At 57.8% G+C, this 20,107-nt stretch carries 11 protein-coding genes and 2 pseudogenes; 6 read left to right on the top strand and 7 right to left on the bottom strand.

The genetic code is table 11. The annotated features are described in order from the left end of the window. Positions 1-945 precede the first annotated feature (945 nt). From NKJ06_RS15710 to NKJ06_RS15695, 4 genes and pseudogenes are all read left to right on the top strand, one after another. Positions 946-1,479, top strand: coding sequence for a peroxiredoxin (locus NKJ06_RS15710; RefSeq protein WP_352810148.1), 534 nt, complete (start codon positions 946-948; stop codon positions 1,477-1,479). Between the two features lie 69 nt (positions 1,480-1,548). Next, the gene (rpoN, locus tag NKJ06_RS15705) at positions 1,549-2,985 is read left to right on the top strand and encodes an RNA polymerase factor sigma-54 (RefSeq protein WP_352441408.1); all 1,437 of its coding nucleotides are present in this window, start codon (positions 1,549-1,551) and stop codon (positions 2,983-2,985) included. A 57-nt stretch (positions 2,986-3,042) separates the two neighbouring features. Beyond that, the gene (locus NKJ06_RS15700) at positions 3,043-4,260 is read left to right on the top strand and encodes an MFS transporter (RefSeq protein WP_352810147.1); all 1,218 of its coding nucleotides are present in this window, start codon (positions 3,043-3,045) and stop codon (positions 4,258-4,260) included. A 71-nt stretch (positions 4,261-4,331) separates the two neighbouring features. Continuing rightward, positions 4,332-4,595: pseudogene (locus tag NKJ06_RS15695) on the top strand (transposase); the annotation flags it as partial. 238 nt (positions 4,596-4,833) lie between these two features. Here the strand turns inward: NKJ06_RS15695 and NKJ06_RS15690 are convergent. Next, the gene (locus NKJ06_RS15690) at positions 4,834-5,886 is read right to left on the bottom strand and encodes an IS110 family RNA-guided transposase (RefSeq protein ID WP_352810146.1); all 1,053 of its coding nucleotides are present in this window, start codon (positions 5,884-5,886) and stop codon (positions 4,834-4,836) included. A gap of 64 nt (positions 5,887-5,950) precedes the next feature. Here NKJ06_RS15690 and NKJ06_RS15685 point away from each other — a divergent pair. Continuing rightward, positions 5,951-6,880 (top strand): annotated as a pseudogene (locus NKJ06_RS15685) (IS3 family transposase); the annotation flags it as partial. A 37-nt stretch (positions 6,881-6,917) separates the two neighbouring features. Here NKJ06_RS15685 and NKJ06_RS15680 read toward each other — a convergent pair. Next, entirely contained in the window at positions 6,918-12,506 is a 5,589-nt protein-coding gene (locus NKJ06_RS15680) for a DUF3320 domain-containing protein (RefSeq protein ID WP_352810145.1), read from the bottom strand. A 608-nt stretch (positions 12,507-13,114) separates the two neighbouring features. Here NKJ06_RS15680 and NKJ06_RS15675 point away from each other — a divergent pair. Further along, positions 13,115-13,849 (top strand): thermonuclease family protein, encoded by a 735-nt coding sequence (locus NKJ06_RS15675; protein ID WP_352810176.1) that lies wholly within the window; start codon positions 13,115-13,117, stop codon positions 13,847-13,849. 33 nt (positions 13,850-13,882) lie between these two features. On the opposite strand, the gene NKJ06_RS15670 is transcribed toward NKJ06_RS15675, so the two are convergent. The 5 genes from NKJ06_RS15670 to NKJ06_RS15650 are packed head-to-tail and all read right to left on the bottom strand — an operon-like array spanning position 13,883 to position 19,692. Further along, positions 13,883-15,037: a DUF4236 domain-containing protein gene (locus NKJ06_RS15670; RefSeq protein ID WP_352810144.1), complete on the bottom strand. Its 1,155-nt coding sequence runs from the start codon at positions 15,035-15,037 to the stop codon at positions 13,883-13,885. A gap of 60 nt (positions 15,038-15,097) precedes the next feature. Then, positions 15,098-16,138, bottom strand: coding sequence for an OmpA family protein (locus NKJ06_RS15665; protein WP_352810143.1), 1,041 nt, complete (start codon positions 16,136-16,138; stop codon positions 15,098-15,100). Then, positions 16,135-17,448 carry a methyl-accepting chemotaxis protein gene (locus NKJ06_RS15660; RefSeq protein WP_352810142.1) on the bottom strand — a complete coding sequence of 438 codons (1,314 nt, stop codon included), beginning with the start codon at positions 17,446-17,448 and terminating at the stop codon, positions 16,135-16,137. Before NKJ06_RS15660 ends, NKJ06_RS15665 begins: the two co-directional genes overlap by 4 nt. Next, positions 17,448-18,218, bottom strand: a complete 771-nt coding sequence (locus NKJ06_RS15655; protein ID WP_352810141.1) for a hypothetical protein — start codon at positions 18,216-18,218, stop codon at positions 17,448-17,450. The genes NKJ06_RS15660 and NKJ06_RS15655 overlap by 1 nt, the downstream gene beginning before the upstream one ends. A 40-nt stretch (positions 18,219-18,258) precedes the next feature. After that, positions 18,259-19,692 carry a hypothetical protein gene (locus NKJ06_RS15650; RefSeq protein ID WP_352810175.1) on the bottom strand — a complete coding sequence of 478 codons (1,434 nt, stop codon included), beginning with the start codon at positions 19,690-19,692 and terminating at the stop codon, positions 18,259-18,261. Between the last annotated feature and the right edge of the window lie 415 nt (positions 19,693-20,107).

The raw sequence follows: 20,107 nt of genomic DNA, 5'->3' as shown, positions 1-20,107 counted from the left end.
GCCGCGACAGGCGCATGTTCGCGATAGGCGTGCCTGCGCACCCAAGAACGCTAGCGGCACACGCTACGCAATGACTGGAGTGCCCGCCAGCCTCAGGTAGTGCATCGGCTCGGCTTCCGGTTCGTCTTTGCCCAGCTAGGGCTGAAGCGCCAAATATCCGCACCATACAGCATCGTTGTTGCCTATGACACGAGGCGGCATAGCGCGCCCCCGATCTTCTAAGACACGGCCTCCGAGAAGAAGGGGCGGTCCGACAGCACCTCTATTTGAAATGGCACGCCGCTTGCTGCTCCTGGTTAGAGCACTGTCAAAAACGATGAAAGCGACTTGCACCATGCCCGACACGCGAAGCTCTAGACCGTGGCCTGAGGAGACGGTGCCCGCGCCCGTTGAACATCGGGACATCGTCTCCTCCGGAGGTCCTTGCTGGGTAGCCGCTTTGCGCATGGCTGGTCCGATGCCGGCACGCCAACACGGGGCGCTGGCGCAATTGCCGTTTCCCGGTTCTGTTCAGCATGTGAGTGCCGAAGAGTCCTCAAAGGGTCACCCAAGCCAAGGTCGGCGGGTCACTGCCACATATCGACAACACGCTGTACCAGTCCAGTAACGCGGGTCTGTTGCGTAATACATTCGAGGCCTGCACATGCTTGCGATATTGGCTACTTCCGGCCGCTATCACTTTTCCCCGGGAACGAGCGCGAGTGATCGATCCCGCTTGCGGCGCCATAGCCGTGGAAAGCATGCGGCTCGACGGTCTCCAGCTCGCTCAGATCGATTGCGTTCGGGTGGCAAAGACCAGCAGCCAAGACGTTCCCCGGCATGGAAAAGGAGGCTGCTAACCGCGAGGTCCTCACTCCGTGCCCGGCATACGAGCCTTAGCTCGGTATTGCGCCAGCCTCTGCCAGAATTCAGCGCGCCAGTTTCTACTTTTGCAGGAGCAAATTAATGACAGTTCAAAAGAAAGTTCCCTTCGTCACCTTTCTCACGCGTGTTCACGATAAGTCAGTCCAGGGGCCAAATCCATATCGCTGGGAAGAAAAGACATCTGACGACTACTTTGCCGGCAAGCGGGTCATCCTGTTCTCGCTGCCTGGCGCCTTCACCCCGACCTGCTCGACCTACCAATTGCCCAAGTTCGAAGAGCTCTATGATGAGTTTGCGAAGCAGGGAATTGACGCGATTTACTGCGTCTCAGTCAACGATGCCTTCGTCATGAATGCGTGGGGGAAGTCCTTGGGCCTGAAGCAGGTCGAGCTCATCCCCGATGGCTCAGGCGAGTTCACACGCAAAATGGGCATGCTGGTCGCCAAGGACAATCTCGGCTTCGGGATGCGCTCCTGGCGCTACGCCGCCCTGATCAACAATGGCGTGGTGGAGCAGTGGTTTGAGGAGGAAGGTTTCTCCGACAACTGCGAGGCCGACCCGTATGGCGTCTCATCCCCGCAAAACGTTCTCGAAACGCTGAAAGCCGCCGCATGACCTAGCAAACGTCCCATTGGTGCCATTGCCGGCCCCAAGGGGCTCCTCGACAGGATTATCCCGCTCACCATGCAATCCTCAGCAAGCCTGCTTCAGCGCCAGAAGCAATCCATGGTCGCATCGCCTCAACTGATTGAGTCGATTCGCTTGCTGCAACTGGCGCATCCTGAACTGCATCAGTTCGTGGAGCGGGAAATCGAGAAGAACCCGCTCTTGGAATCTGCATCAAACGATGGCGGGCCTTTTGACGACGTTTCGATTTCGGGAGCGGATCAGCCTGTCGGCCCTTTCGCAAACGCCGTTGAAGGACCGACCGGGGCAGGTTCGCCTGAACGGCTCGGGCAATGGAAATCCCTTCGCAACACGACCAACAACCCGCCGGGCAATGGGCCTTCCCTCGACGAGTTTGCCACCCTCGCCGAAACATTGCACGACCATGTCGCTCGTCAGATCGCCCTCACTGCGTTCACACCACAGGAGCGGCTGATCGCTGGCCAGCTTGCCGCCGATCTGGAAGACACTGGCTATCTTCGGGCAAACCTTCTGGAGCTGGCCGAGAGCCTGAATGTCCGTGAGGCTGTTGTGGAACGGGTTCTCGGGACGTTGCAGCAATTTGATCCACCGGGAGTTTTTGCGCGAAATCTCAGAGAATGCCTCGAGATCCAGTTGCGCCAGCGAAACCGGCTCGACCCAGCAATGGCAGCTTTGGTTGCCAATCTTGAAATGCTCGCGCGACGCGATTTTGAGGCGCTGAAGCAGCATTGCGGCGTCGATGAAGAAGACCTTCTCGACATGATGCATGAGATTCGGGCGCTCGATCCCAAGCCTGGGAACAGATTCCAATCCGGTGCGTCTGAATCAATCATACCCGACGTCTGGGTCACGCCCTCGCCGCAAGGCGGGTGGCAGATCGAACTTGATCCCGCCACGCTGCCGAAGCTGCTGATCAACCAAACCTACTATGCCGAAGTCACGCGTCAAACTGCCCAAAATTCGAAAGACCAAGCATTTCTCGACGAATGCTTGCAAAATGCGAACTGGCTAATCCGCAGCCTCGATCAGCGCGCCAAGACCATTGTTAAGGTTGCGGCTGAAATCGTGCGTCAGCAGGATGCCTTTTTGGAACATGGCGTCGCCCACCTGCGGCCTCTCAATCTTAGAACAGTCGCTGATGCGATCGGCGTGCACGAGTCAACGGTAAGCCGGGTGACCTCGAACAAATACATGCTTACCCCGCGTGGAGTCTTTGAGCTGAAGTATTTTTTCACCGTCGCGATCGCGTCCTGCGAAGGCGGCGATGCGCACTCCGCCGAAGCTGTCCGGCATCGGATCAAAGCGATGATTGCCGCAGAATCTCCCGGCGACGTGCTTTCCGACGAAGACATCGCTGTCCGGCTGAAGGAAACCGGCATCGATGTTGCGCGCCGCACCGTCACAAAATATCGCGAAGCAATGAACATCCCCTCCTCCGTGCAACGCCGCCGGGAAATGCGCTTGTGTTTTTAGATTTGGGTCAAGGCAGCCAACATCACGTTGCATTGCATCAAAGTGGAGACTTCGTTCATGACCCGATCCGCAGCAGGCGTCATGGACGCTGTTCTGCACGACCCAGAAAAGCCCGTCCCACCGTCTGGTCCCGCATGGGGTGCCGTCATTTCGCTTTCCTTGGGCACCTTCGGGCTGGTCACGGCAGAGTTTCTGCCTGTCAGCCTGCTCACGCCCCTCGCGCATGATCTCGGTACCAGCGAGGGAGCGGCTGGACAGGCGATGACGGCGACAGCTATCGTCGGGGCGATCTCGGCGCCGACTGTGGCCATTATCACAAAGCGCCTGGACCGCAGGACCGTCATGTGGACCATGACGCTGCTGCTGATCCTGTCGGACGTTCTGGCGGCCGGCGCGTGGTCGCTGGCGGCTCTCCTGACTGCACGCGTCGTGCTCGGCATAGCGCTCGGAGGCTTCTGGTCGATGTCGGCAGCACTGGCGATGCGGCTCGTTCCAAGCTACCTGCTGCCGCGCGCCATGTCGATCATCCTCACCGGCGTTTCCGTAGCTACCGTCTGCGCAGCTCCAATCGGCGCTTATGTCGGCGATATTTGGGGATGGCGAAGCGCCTTTATGCTCGCCGCAGCCGGCGGCGCCGCTACACTGCTCGTGCAACTCATAACCATTCCGAGACTGCCTCCGATTGGAGTGGCTAGCTTCCGCAGCCTGCTGGATGTGGCCAAGATTCCGATGGTCAAGGTTGCGCTTTTGGTTGTCCTGCTAGTCGCTTCCGGCCACTTCGCCGGAATCACCTATATCCGCGCCTTCCTTGAGAAGATTCCCGCGCTGGATGTCGAGACGATCTCGCTTGTGTTGCTGGCTTTTGGCATCGGCGGATTCTTCGGCAATTTGGCCGGCGGGCTTCTGGCCGAGTACAGTCTCAAGGCAGTCGCGGCCCTTGCACCGCTGCTCATAGCGATAGCCGCTGTTTCGCTGCTGACGGCGGGAGCATCGGCCTTGGCCTCGGCGATTGCTGTTGCCGCGTGGGGGTTTGCCTTCGGCGCGGTGCCAGTGGGATTGCAGACGTGGATGGTACGGAGGGCCGCTCCCGAGCAGGCCCAAAGCGCCGGTGTGCTGCTGGTCACAGTATTCCAAGTGGCAATCGCAGCCGGCGCGATTTTCGGCGGACTATTGGTGGAGAATGCGGGGATTACCAGCGCCATTGCCTACAGTGCTGTTGCCACGTTCGTCGCTGCCCTCATAGTGTTACTGCTCGGCCCGAAGCGCGAAACCTAGACCGCCTTGACGTTGCCCCTTTGGCTTAATCCGGTTTGAAGTTCGCTCTGGCCCAACGCGAGGACCAGAGAATGAAGCGCAGCCGTTTCAGTGAAGAGCAGATCATCGGGATTTTGAAGGAGCACGAGGCCGGAGTTTCGGTGGCCGATCTGTGCCGCAAGCACGGGGTCAGCGACGCCAGCATCTACAAATGGAAGGCGAAGTATGGAGGCATGGACGTGTCGGAAGCGAAGCGGCTGAAGACGCTGGAGGATGAGAACGCTCGCCTGAAGCGACTCCTGGCGGACGCCATGCTCGACAATGCCGCTTTGAAAGATCTTCTCGGAAAGAATGTATGGTCCGCCCCGTCCGTGCAAGGGTTCGCGACATCGTCGATGACGATTCCAGTTGCATAAATGTATCCGGCCTCTCGCGAGCGGGCTGCTGTTGCAGCCAGGCCATTGTGAGATCCGCGCACACCGTTCCCAATAAACGGTTCGGGCACGAAGCCCGCTTTTTTGCACAGGGCTTACGGCATGCTGATCCACTGTTTCGTCATCACTATTCCCGAGCCTTGCAATCGAGCCGCAAGCGTCAGGCGAATGCAGGATCCCTGCGTTCGTAGAGCGCTCCCGGCTTGGTCAGAACAACCCAGACAATACGTGCCATCTTGGCGGCGAGTGCGACAACGGCCTTGTTCGGATGCATTCGGCTCTGCAGCCCGTCGAGCCAGCTTCCAAGGCGATCCCGGGTTCGATCCAGATGTCTGAAGCAGGATCGCGCGCCATGAACGAGGAGCTTGCGGACGTAGCGGTTCCCGCGCTTGCTGATGCCGAGGAGCTTCTGCTTGCCCCCGGTCGAGTGTGCCCGCGGGACAAGGCCCAGCCATGCAGCCAGATCGCGGGCCTTTTGGAACTGGCGTCCGTTGCCGACTGCCGCAAGAAGGGCGGTGGCGTCCAGTGCTCCGATGCCGGGGATCGTCATGAGCCGGCGGGCAACATCTTCTCGATCTGCAATCGCAGCTATCTCCCTTGTCACGTCCTGAATGCGCTGCTCTAGCTGGTGGAGGTCGGCGAACAGATCCGTGAGCAGTTTGCGCATCGCCGGCGATAGGTCGTTCGACGCATCGTTGAGAACCAGCGGCAGGTCGAGCTTGAACAGGCCTGCCCCCTGGCGTAGGGCGATCCCGTATTCGAGGCAGAAGGCTCTCATCTGATTGATCAGACGCGTTCTCGTTCCGATCATCTGGTCCCGCACCCGGTGCAAAGCCTGAAGATCGGCTTGTTCCTCGCTCTTGAGTGCAGCAAACCGCATTGTTGGCCGCATGGCCGCCTCAGCGATCGCCTCCGCATCGATGATGTCGGTCTTGTTCGACTTGACGTAGGGCTTCACGAACTGCGCGGGGATCAAGCGCACCGTATGTCCGAGCGCCTGTATCTTCCTCGCAATCCATTGAGATCCGGCGCACGATTCCATGCCAACGATGGCCGGCGCGGCTCCCTCGAAGAATTGTAGCAGCGTGTCACGTCGGAAACGAACCTTTTGAACTGGCACGCCGTCGCTTCCGAGGCCAACGACGTGGAATATGTTCTTACCGATATCGATTCCGTAGACTGCGGCAGGACGCGGCACATTACGTTGTGGCATTGCAACCTCCTTCGACTTGACAGCCTCATGATGCGGCAGGAGGACGAGGCGGACCATCCCATTAATGGTGACGCCCGCTGCCGAGCGAGAGGCCGTCGCGCATCTTCGCACGGCCTTCGAGCTGAGCGAGCGGCGGGCGTGCAGGACCATCGGCTGCTGCCGGATGACGGTTCGCCACAAGGCGAGCCGTGGCGACGATGGTGACCTGCGGGAGCGGATGAAGGCGATCGCGCATGAGCGCCGGCGCTTCGGCTATCGCCGCCTGCATGTGCTGCTGCGGCGGGAAGGTTATGTGGTCAATCACAAGCGTCTGTTCCGGCTCTATCGCGAGGAGAAGCTTGCCGTTCGGCGCCGTGGCGGTCGCAAGCGAGCCATTGGAACGCGGGCACCGATGATGGTCCCCGTTGCACCCAACGACCGTTGGTCACTGGACTTCGTGTCGGATCAGCTGACCGATGGCCGTCGCTTCCGGATATTGACCGTCGTCGACGACTGCACGCGCGAGTGCCTGGGGTTGGTCGCGGATACGTCTCTGTCCGGCGTGAGGGTTGCCCGCGAACTCGATCGGCTCATGATCGAACGCGGCAAGCCGAAGATGGTGGTCAGTGACAATGGCAGCGAACTGACCAGCAATGCGATCCTTGCCTGGGCCGATGCAAGCCGCGTGGACTGGCATTATATCGCGCCGGGCAAGCCAATGCAGAACGGCTTCATCGAGAGCTTCAACGGTCGCCTCCGTGACGAACTGCTGAACGAGATGCTGTTCACCTCATTGGCACAGGCTCGCGCGGTCTCGGCCAGTTGGCGGGCAGACTACAACTTCAATCGCCCACATTCGCGGCTCGGATGGCAGACCCCCTTCGAGTTCGCCCACACCTTCACCCCGCGACGGGACACAGCGCTGCGCACGATGATCAGCTCCGCGCCGGTGCCCGTCGCTCAAACCGCCCAACAGGGCAACATTGATCGCCGGAGCGAACTCAGGATTGGATAAAACTTGGGGGCAACGTCAAGGTCGCTGCGACGCCCCATTACACTTCGGCTAATTTCTCGCTCGTGGAGTCGCCGACCACCAATAAGCCGTCTTGGGACCGTAACAATCCCTTGGCAACTGAATCGACGACCGCGGCCGAAATCAGCTGCTTCAATTGTGCGCTTGTGGCTTTGAAGCCCAGCATCCTCGCAACGCCTGTGGCAATTTCTTCCTCTGTCGCACCGAGATTGGATTTCACGACTTCCATAGCGCCTTGGGCGACCTCGTCCTGCGCAATCATTTCGGGCTTACGCAATCCAGGGGACACGACCGCACTGCGATCTCTAAGACGAACAGGAGCACCCGGCTTGAAGCAGAAGTTGCCTCGAAGGGCTACTGCACCACCTCTCTGTGCTATGCCTACACCTCGCTCGATTGCATCCTGAATCCTGCCCCCGGCCCGCTGCAGACCCCACGCGTCCCGAATACGCGAAACTATTTCGTCGACATGGATTGGTGTTTCTGTAGCTACGACCTGCTCGACCAGCCCGGCCATGATTCCGCTGGGCGTCTGGTGGAGTTCGAACGATCCCGGTCGCCTTAGCTGAGTCTCCTCGTAGGCTCGATTGGGAGCCTCGGATCCGTTTGTGCTCTCGAGACCGATTTCCGTCACGTTGCCCCGGTCGATCATAACAACCTGAACGGCTACAGCACGATTTCTCTGAACCCCCAATTCGGCCCGCTCATCAAGTTCCTTTTTGGCAGCCTCAATCGCTAGTATGGTTCGCTCCAGCTGCTCATGAGGTCGTTGGAACCAATCAGCGCTCCAGATCCGATGAATAATCCAACCATGATCCTCAAGGACGGATTGCCGTAGCCGGTCTCGATCTCTGGCCGAGCGCGACGAATGATATTCTGCACCATCGCATTCAATGCCAAGAATATAGCGGCCTGGCCTCTCCGGATCAGCAACCGCGAGATCGATGAAGAAGCCTGCAATGCCAACCTGAGCATGAACCTGGTAACCCTTTCCGATCAGCGCGTTGGCTACCTGCTCTTCAAAGATTGAATCCATTTCGCGAACCGTGGCCTGGGCAAGCGAAATGCGCCCTGTTCTCGCGTAGTGCAAGAAGAGCTTGAAGGCGAAGATGCCTTTCCCTTTGCCACGCTCCAGGTCGATGTCCTCGTCTGTGATGGACGCGAATACTTCGCAGCTGCGCTTGGCGCGGCTTATGAGGACGTTGAGCCGACGCTCGCCGCCTTCCGCACCAAGAGGGCCGAAACGCATGGCCATGTACCCCTGCGCATTCTTGGCATACCCCACTGAGATCATGATCACGTCGCGCTCATCGCCTTGAACATTTTCAAGGTTCTTGACGAAGAATGGCTCGCTGGGGTGCGCGTGAAAGAACTCCTCCGTATCGGGATTTAGTCGCCGCAGCCATTCGAGTTCATCCTGGATCGCGCGGCGTTGGCTAACCGAAAATGTTGCAACGCCTAGACTCTCTCGCGGGTTCACCTTCGCATGACGGATGATCGCTTCGGCTACTGCTCTCGCCTCTACCGGATTGGTTCCTGTGCCACCGGACTCGAAGACCCCCTCTGGCACATGATGAAACCGCAAACCCATGCCTGCCTCTTGGGTATAGGGGCTCGGCACGATGAAAAGCCGGTTCTCATAGAACTGGCTGTTCGATACGGCGATCAGAGATTGGTGACGGCTACGGTAGTGCCAGCGGAGCATACGCTGCGGCAAGCCGCGGGCCGTGAACAGGCCGAGGATGCTTTCGATGTCGGCGACCTGCGCGTCCTCACCCTCGTCATCTTCAGACTGCGAGCCTGTCACCTTCGCGAAGAATGTCGTGGGTGGCAGTTGGCGTTCGTCGCCAACAACGACCACCTGATTGGCCCTGGCGATCGAGCCAAGCGCGTCCACAGGTTGTATCTGAGACGCCTCGTCCATCACAAGAAGATCGAAGGACATCCTGCCGGGCGACAGGAATTGGGCCACCGAAAGCGGGCTCATCATGAACACTGGCTTGAGTGCCTGGATGGCAGGCCCTGCCTTCTGCATCAACTGCCGGATAGGCATGTGGCCCCGTCTGCGCGCCATCTCAGAACGAAGCAGTCCGACTGGTCCAGCTCCGCCGTCTCTTGAAGGAATTTTTCGGTGATGAGCCGTCACAACTTCAATGGCACCGGCCTTGATCCTCTGTCGGTCCAGATCCGCGAAGTCACGTACAGCCCTGGAATGCAGTTCCCCGTCGAACCTTGCCAGCTCCGGCTCATCGGTCGCCATCGCTAGAAACATTCGTTCGTAGTAGGCCATATCGAAGACTGATCGCGCCGATCCTGTTGTAATCTGGCCGTCGGCCAGGCCGTCTATCAACTGTCCCAGTCCAGCCTTTCGGGCTGTTTCGGATCGCTCTTCATAGGCAACCCACTTCGAGAGCTGTTCCTGATGATCGAGCCACCCCTCCAGTCGAGAAACAACCTCGACTATCGCGACGTCTGGAAAATCGTCTACTCCAAACAAGGAGGGAGCATCGGCTTTCAAATCCCCTGCAAGCGCCTTCAATTCCCGCGCTGCCGCTTGGGCCGCTTCACGCGCTGAACGTGCCAAGTTTGCGATCTCTTTTCTTTCAGGCAACCGCGCAGCCAAATGCCGGATTGAGCCATTTTCTCTCAGCCAAAGTTCGGCTTGCGCGAGAGCGGCCCAATCGGATCCTCGTCCGAGCCACGACGAGCCGAATGCGAACTTGCCAAGGCTTTCCCCGTCCTCGATCTCTTGATCAAGCGCTTGTAGTCTGCCTAGTCGGCGCAGTATCTCCACCCGCTCACTGATCAGATCTGGAACGTCAGTCAGAACCTGTCGTGACGCGTCATCGGCTTGAGCTACAGTGCTTGCCTTCGCTTCCATCAGTTGCAGCGAGGCCCGCTCGGCGGAAGCCACGTCACCTTGCATGGATGACGCAAGGTGGCCTAAATCGTTCCAAAACCCCTCGATAATCGGCTGACCGATGTCGATCACCTTACGAACTCGGACCGCACGCGCGCCCGCTTCAGAGCGCTCCGCCATCCGCCCGGCTATAATTCGCGGTTCCGAGCCAAGTCCCCTCAGCGTGCGCATCCACTCCACTAAGGCCTGGAGTGGTGCCGAAGACGATCTCTCACCGCGCCAATCGGCTCCGAAGGCGGAACGGCCAAAGGCGTCGCCTTCGCGCACTTTTGCTGCGGCCGCTTGGCCCTTCATTAGAATGTCGAGGAGACCCACTATCTCCGCCGCAGGCACGCTAGGGGCCACCAAAATAGTCCGCACAAGTGCAGTGGCACGACGGTAGTCGCCATTCAATGCTTTCAATATTCCCGTGTGCTCGGCGAGCGCTTGCCGCGCCGCGGCCACGTTGGTACTCCACGCGGCATCAACAACTTTGCCCTGAAGCTCGGCTCTAGCAGTCTCTAGCGTTGCTACGCTGTCGGCAAGGTCACCAGCCTGTTCCAGCCCGGAGTCCCAAACTGTGGCTGCGAATGCCTCAGGGCTCGCATCGGGGGCTGCCGCAACTCTCTCGCCGGTCATCACTAACCTGAGGAGTCCTGCAAGCGTGTCCGGTAAAACCGTAGACCCCAGTTCTTGATTTAGCCGCTCAGCTTCTTCTCTTAAGCGTGGGAGCAACACGGTTAGCTGGCGCGCACGAACGAAACCATCTTTCGGAAAGTCTGAAGGAAGCATAGCAAGCTCTGTCTCGAGACCTTCAATTGGCGTGTCGATAGCCGTCGCCACCAACTGCTCCGACAGTTCCTTGGATTTGCGGTTGAAATCTGTTCCTGTCCAGAGAAGCGATGCAATGTCCTTTGGACGCTCATCCCAAACCGGCGAGACTAGCGCCTCGGCAGGAAGTCCAGGTGCGGACGCGAGAAGCTCAGCACGATCTTCTACCTCGCCGCTATCGCTGAGGATTTGCGGAGGCTTCGCCTCGATCCGCTCAGCAATATCGGCCAGTTTGGCGTGCAGAGCCTTTGCTTGATCCAGCGACGACGCAATGCGTGGGACGAGCCTCTCAATGGTCGTTGGTAGAACGACATCCAGGCCAACTCCCCGCCATGGGTGGTGGATCGGCAAGCCGATCTCGTTGATCCGCTGAGACACCTCATCGAGAAGTTTGCGACGTTGCGAGACACCGTGATTCGTCCAAGCTGTGGCATCCTCAAGTTCAATATCAACTGGCTTTTGCCCGTTCTGCCTTAGTCGGGTTAGCTGGCCAAGAACCTGGTATGGAGTGAGTTCGGACGTTCCAAATGGAACATGCATCCTTGTAGCATGTGCATTGAGTTTATCCCTAGCCTCCAGCAGGCGTTCAGTAAGGGAAGAAGCAAGCTGTCCGCGAGGCGATCCGAGTTGCCAGGTGCGCCGCAACTCCTCCAGCATCATGCGCTTGTTTGCCTTGTTGCTATGGAGTTCAAGGCAGGCGTCCCCCACCCCCGCAGTGTCAAGCCGTCGCTTCACGACCTCAAGTGCGGCCATTTTTTCCGCAACGAACAGCACGGTCTTTCCATCGGCAACGGCCGACCCGATAATGTTTGCGATCGTCTGCGATTTTCCTGTCCCGGGAGGACCTTGGATAACGAGGTCGCGACCCTTTCTTGCATCATGGATCGCCAGCGTCTGAGAACTGTCACTGTCGACGATATGCAACATTTCGGCAGGCCCGATATGCGGATCAATCGCAATGTCGTCCGACATCAGCGGTTCGCGTGTTTCGAAACCATCTGAAAGAAGCGAGCGGATCTTCGGTTGTTCGATAATCTTTGCGCCATCCGGCCAGAGATCCGGATCCAGGTCACGGTACATCAAGAACTTAGCGAACGAGAAGAAGCCGAGCACGATATCATCGGCAAGCACCTGCCAACCCTCTTTGGTCGACACTGCTTCGGCAACGGCATCGAGATAGGCCGAGACGTCGAAGTCGTCTCCTACTTCAAAACGCGGCAGGGCGAGCTTGTGAATGCGGTCGAGATAGAGTTCCAAGGAGAGGTTTGCGGTAAGATCTTCCGTACGAGCTCGCAGCCGAAACTTTTCTCCAGCGGCCCCTCGCTCCAGCCGTACCGGCACCAAAATGAGAGGAGCCTGACGGATGTTTTCTTTGTTGTTCGGGTCAATCCACTTCAGCATGCCAAGGGCCAGAAAGAGGATATTGACGCCCTGCTCTTCCTCAAGTGTGCGGGCATCGTGGTAGAGATCAAGGAGCCGGCGCTGCAGCCCCGTTGGGGTCATCCTCGTCTGAAGCTTGGTGTCAGAATGTCGCGCAGATACCCCTCTATCGTCGAATCCTTCGTCCTCAGGCTGAGCAAGAGCAACGGGGGAATAGTCGATTTCCTCGTCCGGAGGGCTGCTTTCAACCTGGCCTGCCTTCGGCCGATCCGGCTTGCCGGCCAGGAAGGTAAAAGCCTTTCCTTCGCTCACCAGCAATCGATAGATCTCAGACGACCTCTCGTCGACAATATCGATCGTCTTCGCGCTCTTTGAAAACCGTGGCACATTCAAAAGTCGGTTGCGAGCAGAAAGGTCGAGCAATTCCATCCTGGCTCGCTCGAGCTTTTCCTTTAAAGGCAGATCGCTTTGGAAGACCGATTTTTCAACTTCCGACACTCACACCCCCCTGATAGGCTGGACACATAGAGCCTAGACAAGGGCTGTCCGCAACATAAAATGCTGGTTTTTCAACCTCGAATGGCTGCCACCAACACTTCAATCGTTTAGTATTGTGAGCACTGCGGCTTGGTGGAAAAATTGCGGATGTTTGTTTAATGTTCCGGACACTTCGCATCCCCACCTTAATCTCAAGGTTCCCTTTCGGACAAAATGCCATCATACGTGTGGACGAGGTGTTGGCAGCTCTGGCATCCGCCTCGCCGGCCACGACCAACTGGCGCACAAGCCGACTTCTTTTTGAATCGGCCTCCTAATTTCATTCCGAGAAAACTTGTAGGCTCCAGCGCGGAAAGATGGTCGTGTTTACGGAAAAGGTGACTGCAAAGTCGTGACTTCGGGCTGATCTGCGAAGGCACCATGGTGTTCAAAGCGCCGAACTACAAGGCAAAAAGGCGCCTACGAATGGTGCAGAGGCACGTTACAAATCATGCAGCTTGCGTTTCGCAAAGGATCGGAAATTGAATAACAATCGCTATTCTCATCGTCGCCGCGCGCGACCAAGGCGCGGCGCGGAACCAATCGTCCGCAGACGTTTCTCTCCAGATGTGCGCTTGCCTCTGATCCTGGTGATCGTGGTGGCCTTGGCTGCTTACGCGACCCACTATTTTACAGGCTCGGGCGACCAGTTACGTGGTCTGGATATAGCAAACTCGACCGGGTCGAGACGGGCGCCGATTGTAGGCATAGCATCGGTGATTGATGGAGACACGATAGAGATCCACGGGCAGCGCGTCCGCTTCAACGGCATCGATGCACCCGAAAGCCGCCAATACTGCAATGACGCTAGCGCACATCAATACCCCTGCGGGCGCCAGGCGGCCGAAGCATTGGCGAATTTCCTTGCGGCTTCGCAGCCTGTCCAATGCACATTTGTTTCATGGGATCGGTACCGTCGCTTCGTCGGTGATTGTCGGCGCGCGGACGGTGTCAGCGTCGCGTCCTGGATGGTCGAACATGGCCAAGCCTTGGACTGGCCCCGCTATAGCCACGGCGCCTATGCGCAACAGCAAACTAATGCTGAAACCGCAAAGGTTGGAATCTGGATTGGGACGTTTGACAACCCTTGGGATTGGCGCCAACGACATGCCGAATCTGCGAGCAAAAGCCCCCTTGGGCTTGTCAGCCGTCGCCAAGTAGCACAGAGCTACTCATGCCAACCTCGCCGCTTGTGCACGCAGATTTCATCTTGCGAAGAAGCGCGTTGGTATCTCGCCAACTGCTCATGGGGGAGCAAGTTGGATCGAGATAGCGATGGGATTCCGTGCGAAGGCGTTTGCTGACCTGGGCTCACGCTTTGAGCCCATCCCCAACCATCACTCCCTAGTGTGCGCATTTAGCATTATGGATTGGCGGTCGGAGCTTCGATGCAATTGCGCGAGTGCCGATAGAGCCTGGCAAAAGGGCTGGCTGACGTTTGTCTTGGAAAATTCCACCAGCTCGTTAAGTCCGGACGGGCTAGAAAACCGCAACGCTTCGTAGCGGCATACAGGGATCTGCCGATTGTCTTTGAAGCGCTTGTCAGGCCCGCCGTTTTTGTTTGGGTGAGCCCAGGTGTAGCTCACGATCTCCGCATCAGATGGAACTTTGCCGGTCTCGATAAAATTACTCGGGGCGAATTGGGTCTGCAGATCGGCATATCCGACTGCGCCGTATCGGTTTCCGTCCTTCACCAGCACTAGGTCAGGCATGAAGAAGAGCACCTGCCGACCCACATGGATTGAAGGCGGAGTAACGTTGCTGCGTACAACCTTCGGCAAGGAGCTTGTAAGTGTCGTGGGCTTTTTGTCGACCAGCATGCTGGCCCCGGCATTTCGCTTCCAAGCAGTCAGATCCTCTATCTTGCCGCCGGCAGCGACATGCCATCTCCCTGCGCAGCCGGTGAGAGTTTCGAACGCGCCGACAAGTCGCCCGTAGGCGGCCTCCGCGTCTTTTTCCAGATCGTAATAGAGCACGCTCACCCGGCGGTAACTGTCAAACCATTTGCCAATGAGCATACCTGGCACAAAGGCACCGATGCCCAGCACCGGTGCGGCACCTCCGAGCTTGGTCCCCACAAGGAAACCTGCAATCCCGAACAAAACCGCGAGTGCTACAGACAGCCGCGTCTGCGATTGCCTGGCATTGATTTCATCGAGCACATTGGCGAATGTCTCGTCACGTATTTCCACCACATCGCGGGACTCGATTTCTCTCATCACGATGCCGTCAGAGACGTATTCCGGGGGCGAAGATTGTGGACGGGGTTGCGGCGCAGACGGGGTTTGAGAGAGCTGAACTACCTTCTTCGCGCTGGCCTTGCCTAAAGTGCCACGATAGTAGAGCCCACCGACGCCGGCGTGGATGTAGTGACCTCTTGGCCCAGTGCCGATGCGGAGGCCCTTCACGCCAACGGAAGCGCCAACCCCACCGGGCGAAAAGTTAAAGCGGAATGGTCCCGCACTGATCGATTTTCGAACGTAAAACCCCATAGCCCAATCCCCCCAACTCAACTGCCGTACCGGCTAAGGCGCCAGTGTTTTGTCCGCCATTCATGGTTTGGCGCCACCAACCGGCGCCAATTTTGATCGCTGCCTCACCCTTATCTCAATGCGTCTTCGAGCCCTCACATCGCCCATCTGCGCTCCGTCGGTGAGATGATCGCCGGGCAGGATGAGCTGACCACCTGACATCGGCAAAATCGTAAACCCCTTTAATGCGGGCATGTCACGGAGCACACTCGTAACTGAAATCGCGCGCGCCAGCCCAAGGCCGGCATTGTCGGCGGGATGGAGTGAGCCGATTTCCACTTTCCCTGACAAGACCGGTTGAAGCCCCTTGTCCATGTTGGAGGATTCGCCCGCCATCGCTTGTTCGTCCGTGTGTCCAATCACCTCAATCACGTCGACACCGTACGAGGTCGCAGTGCCGGCGATTGTCTTCGCAAGATCGCGCAACTTTGTTTTGAACGGAACCGAGAGCTCTGCGCTTCCGGTATCGAAATTATAGCCATCCAGTTCGCTGAGACTAATGATCGGCGGCCAATCGTGAGGTTTTGCTACTTGCGCCGGCTCTGCAGCCTTCTTGAGCGCATCAGTCAGATCCTGCAGCCCTTTGTCGGTGCCGATGTAACCAAATTCTTTCAAGACCTTCGCCGCATCGATCATGGCCTTGGCCTGGTCAACGCTTATGTTTTTGTCCGCAAGGACCTTCGCGACAGGAGCATTTCGCACGACTTCCTCCAGGGAAATACCTGCTTCCTTGACCGACCTAACAGCATCCTTGGCCAGGACCAGCTCGCGCCATTCTTCGTCGGGAAGGGTTCCTCGGATCGAGGGCTGAAACACCGCTTTTATCTGAGCCAGAAGCCGCTTGTTTTCGGCTTCGAGCTTCTGGACGTTCTCCTTGTTTGATTGACCGGCTCGCAGTGCCTCATCGGTTTCTTTCTGCTTTTTCGTGATGATAGCACCGGCAGCAAGCAGCAGGCAGAACACCAAAAGCAGCATCGTCTCGGCCATGGTCAGGCCCAGTATCAAACCGCGGCCGTAACCCTTGCGCTCGAAGGCGACCGAAGTCCCGCCAGCCTCACTCACCGGCCCCACCAACTGTTTCGCTTAGGCGGTTCCGTTCGTTCTGCGGGAGACTCGTTTCCCAGAGATTGGAAAGCGTCTGGTTGGGGCTCAGGCTCGACCCTAATCGGTGCGCTCTCGACGGTGTCATTTGCGGCCAGACCTGCCAGTGGCTGTTCGATCGCGATAGGAGCGTTGATAGGGGGAGCAGGCCTCGGCGCGTGGAGTGTTCTTCCTGCCAAGGTCACGACAAGGTCTCCGGTGTCCTTGCTTTGCTTTTGCATCACTTCAGCAAGCGCCTGGTTCAAGCGCTGTTGCGCTTGGACGCTCTCCGCTGTTTGCTCTGCGGCTGCCACAGCCCTTTCCACACCTGCGGCCACTTTAGCCACAGCATCAACGATGCCCGCCATGCGGGCTTGCTGTTCCTGCGAAGCCGTCTCTGTTTTGACAGCATACTGAGCGACCGCGCTGCCAAGGAGTTTCACCATCGGCGCCAGATCGTTCTTAAGGACCTCATCAGGGACGACAACCTTCTCCAACTTGGTGGCTACGCTGTCGGCCTGTTCACCCAGTCTGCCAACTGACGAGGACATTGAGCTGTTGGCTTTGTCGAGCAAATCGGCTGCCGCCTCGACGCGCTGTGCGATCGACGAGAACTGACTTTCGATCTGCCCAAAATTATCGCTCAAAGCGTTGCTGAGCTTTCCCGAGGCCTCCTGAACCGGTTTGATCGATTCCATGGCGATTTTATCCAGCGCTGATCTTATGTGCTCTCCGTTCCGCTCCGCTTGAACGGCAATTTCGGCAAAACCCTCCTCCAACATCTGATTGCTGACGCGGCGAAAGTCAGCGAATTCCCTGGTTACACTTTCCATCTCAGCTCTTACACGACGCGTCATATCCGCGAGTTCGTGCCTGGCCGTCCGTTCGATGTCGGCAGGATCGCGGCGCATCTGATTGTAAAAGATCCGCAGAGCAATGCCCGTGATCGTCGACGTTACCGCGATACCAAAGTTCCTCACGATTATGTCGGTGGATCCTTCGGAACCAAACTGAAACAGCGATACGCCGAGACTCGTGAGCGTAAACAGGAAACCCATATAGTAGAGATTGTCGCCAGTCTGCTCATCGTGGAGCCGCAGCTTGCCGGTGAAGACGGACGCGGCAAGATAGATGAGCATCAGGCATACAGGTGCGCTCGCCGCCATTATCGGGTCTACGCCCGACAGCTTGGCTATTGCGATGAACACGCAGCCACCCAGGGTTAGCGTCGCAAAGACGACAAGGGGCAGGCTCGGATGTCCTAAGAAAGACTCCCCTCGCTTCTTGGCCATCAGTTTAACCCCTCCAACCCTACCAGCTTCTGAAACTCGCCATGATGGTTTTGAACCCACCGGGTCCAGAACTCTGCATGCTCGAAAGAGCCAAATGGCTTCTTCGCCCTATCGACGTAGAGTATCGTGACCCCAACGCCATCAAGCGATGTCCCGTAGGTCCTGTCAGCCGCGCTATCAAGGTACTTCTGATAATCGAGACCCGAACGATATTGTGAGTACAGCGCCGTATGTTCAATCATATCTGACGCGACTATTATTCGTTTTTCGATCTTCTCTTTCGCCAAACCGCTATCGAATAGCGACAGTTTGATCTTCTGAATTCCGGCCATGATCGGAGATTGGCTCGCCGATTCTCCATTGGGAATCTGGTCGGGAAGCTTGGTCAGAGGATCCTCGAATGCATCTTCCCATTTCTTCTGCCGCCGAGACGGATTGTTCGTCCAGCTGTCGACGGTCGAGCCATCGCCCGGATTGCATCCATCAAACATCACAGTAAGGTCGCCGGGCGTCGCGCCCAGCGCCAATATCTTTAGATAGCCGCCAGGCTCGACGCGCCCAATGGCCTTACGGAATTCATTCTTCAGATCCGCCATGGTTATCGGCGAAATCGGGTCGGTGGCGTCGATCAAGACCGCTGTTAGACTTACAGGTCCGTTCAGTGGGCAATTCGTGCCGGCGTCGATTTGGTCCTTCCCGGATTTCGACCACATCCAAACAAAACCGGCCAGCATCACAGCCGACAGCACGGCCAATCCGGCTGCTGCCACAATTGTGCCGCCACTGCCTTTCTTTCTTCTGCGACCCCGCCTAGCCATTCACGCTGTCCGGATGAAGCTTGTCGAGATCACGGTACTGTTCGATCCCGCGCTCGCATTCCAGCCCGATGAGCCGCACCTGAGCGTTTAGTTCTTCCTGCGCAACACGAATTGACGCGCCCAGGTCCTTCTCGCTCCATTCATCGTCGGACGATATTTGGGATTTTATGCGCTCGAGTTTGTAGGGTGTTGCAAAATGTTTTGGCGCTGGCTCTGTGCGGGCCTGGGTATTGGCCTCCCTATACTTTGCGAGAAGCTGGTTACAGGCTCGCTCCAGCTGGTCTTGATGCTGCGCAAAGAGCGTCAGCAGCCTCGACCGATGATCGATGATCGCCCGATGCTCCCTGCGTCTGCTCCCTAGCCGCTTGACGATATCCTCCACCTTCTCGTTGTGCTCGTCGCGCACCTCTTGCAGAGCCTCGATCAACTCGCTCTTGCGCTCGATGTAGTCCTCCCTGCGAGCGACCAATCTGTTTTCAACACCCGCATAACCCGGGTATGGGTCCAGAACGAACCAGCCGTCGATAAATGCAAAGATTGAAAACATGAGGCCGATCGCGAAGAGAAGCCAGGATTTCACGTCCATAAGGCCGGCGGGATTGGCGAGCATGCTGCGCACGACCTCGACGCCGGCTCCGTCTACAAAGGATCCGCTGACTTCGCGGTAATGCGCAAGCGCTAGGTTTATGGTCAACGCCAAACCAACATAGGCCACTATCGACAGCGCGCCGATCAACTTCACAAAAGCCGATCTGTGAGTCACCAGGCGTGCACAGAATATTGCGAACAGCAGTGCGGCGCCGATGTTCAAAAACGAGAACGCGGCGGCTTCGAGGATCCCGCCAAAGAATCCCTGTTCATTTCCCTTAGCAAGGAAATTTCCGTTCATCGCGGTTTCAATCAGAAACAGGAAAATCAGCAAGGAAATTCGGAAAACGTGGGCTGCTCCGTGCTGAGTCCTAACGGCGCGGACAAGCCCGTGCTTCTGTTTGAACCAGGCGTGCTCCTTCTCCGCGTCGTTGAGCGATTTTCGCAATCCGTGAAGTTCGTCCAGGCCTACCGCGATCGAGGCCTTGAAATCAGAAACACTGGCGGCGTTCGCCTGACGGATCAGACCGAATTGCTCTTCAAAGTCGAGGCCCGCCAAACGTCCGGAGAGAAGCTGCAGGCTGTCCTCGAGGGTGTGGTGTGCCGCCTTTTTTTCGTCCTCGACCCTCTCGATAACTGCATGCTCAACGTCGTCGAAATTCTTGGCCGCCTTCGAAGGTTGGTTCGCCTCGCCCCGCTGCTTTCCGCGATCTCCAAGATCCATTTCGCGATCAATTTTCGCGACATCCAAGCTATTGAACAATTGGGTGCTGGCGCGGAAATCGTGATTTGCCTCTAGCAGAGACTCTCGCAGTTTATTCAGCTTTTCGAATTTTATTCCCACAGCACCGCACCCAGTTTTTGTACTCTGCCCGCACAAATGGCTTCTATGCACAGTAGAAGCAAAGGGCAACTGCGTCTTCGCAACTTTGCGGTCCACTGCTCACGAGACGATCGTCTGATGTAAAAATGACAACGATAGCTGCCGTGGCAAGCGGACTTGGGCCAATGAATAGGCCAGGCAGCATACTCTTCTCCGCCGGGCTTTGTGGCGAAGGAACTGAAGATCACGCCAATGAGCTGCTAAAAATCGACTCCAGAGGCGTTTGCGCAGTAGCAGAAGCGGGGGGCCCCGGCGGGCCCCCCCCCCCCCCCCACAAGCCCGGGGATAAGCCCCCCCGCCGCAGCGGGGGGGTTGGTGGGTTGTGGGGGCCGGGGGGGGGGGGGCGGGGGGGGGCGCGCGAAAGGGGGGG

Source organism: Mesorhizobium sp. M0293, from assembly GCF_040321735.1.
In the GTDB taxonomy this organism is placed as follows: Bacteria; Pseudomonadota; Alphaproteobacteria; order Rhizobiales; family Rhizobiaceae; genus Mesorhizobium.
The sequence above is the reverse complement of the archived record's forward strand: the minus strand, read 5'-3'. Positions and strand labels throughout refer to the sequence as shown.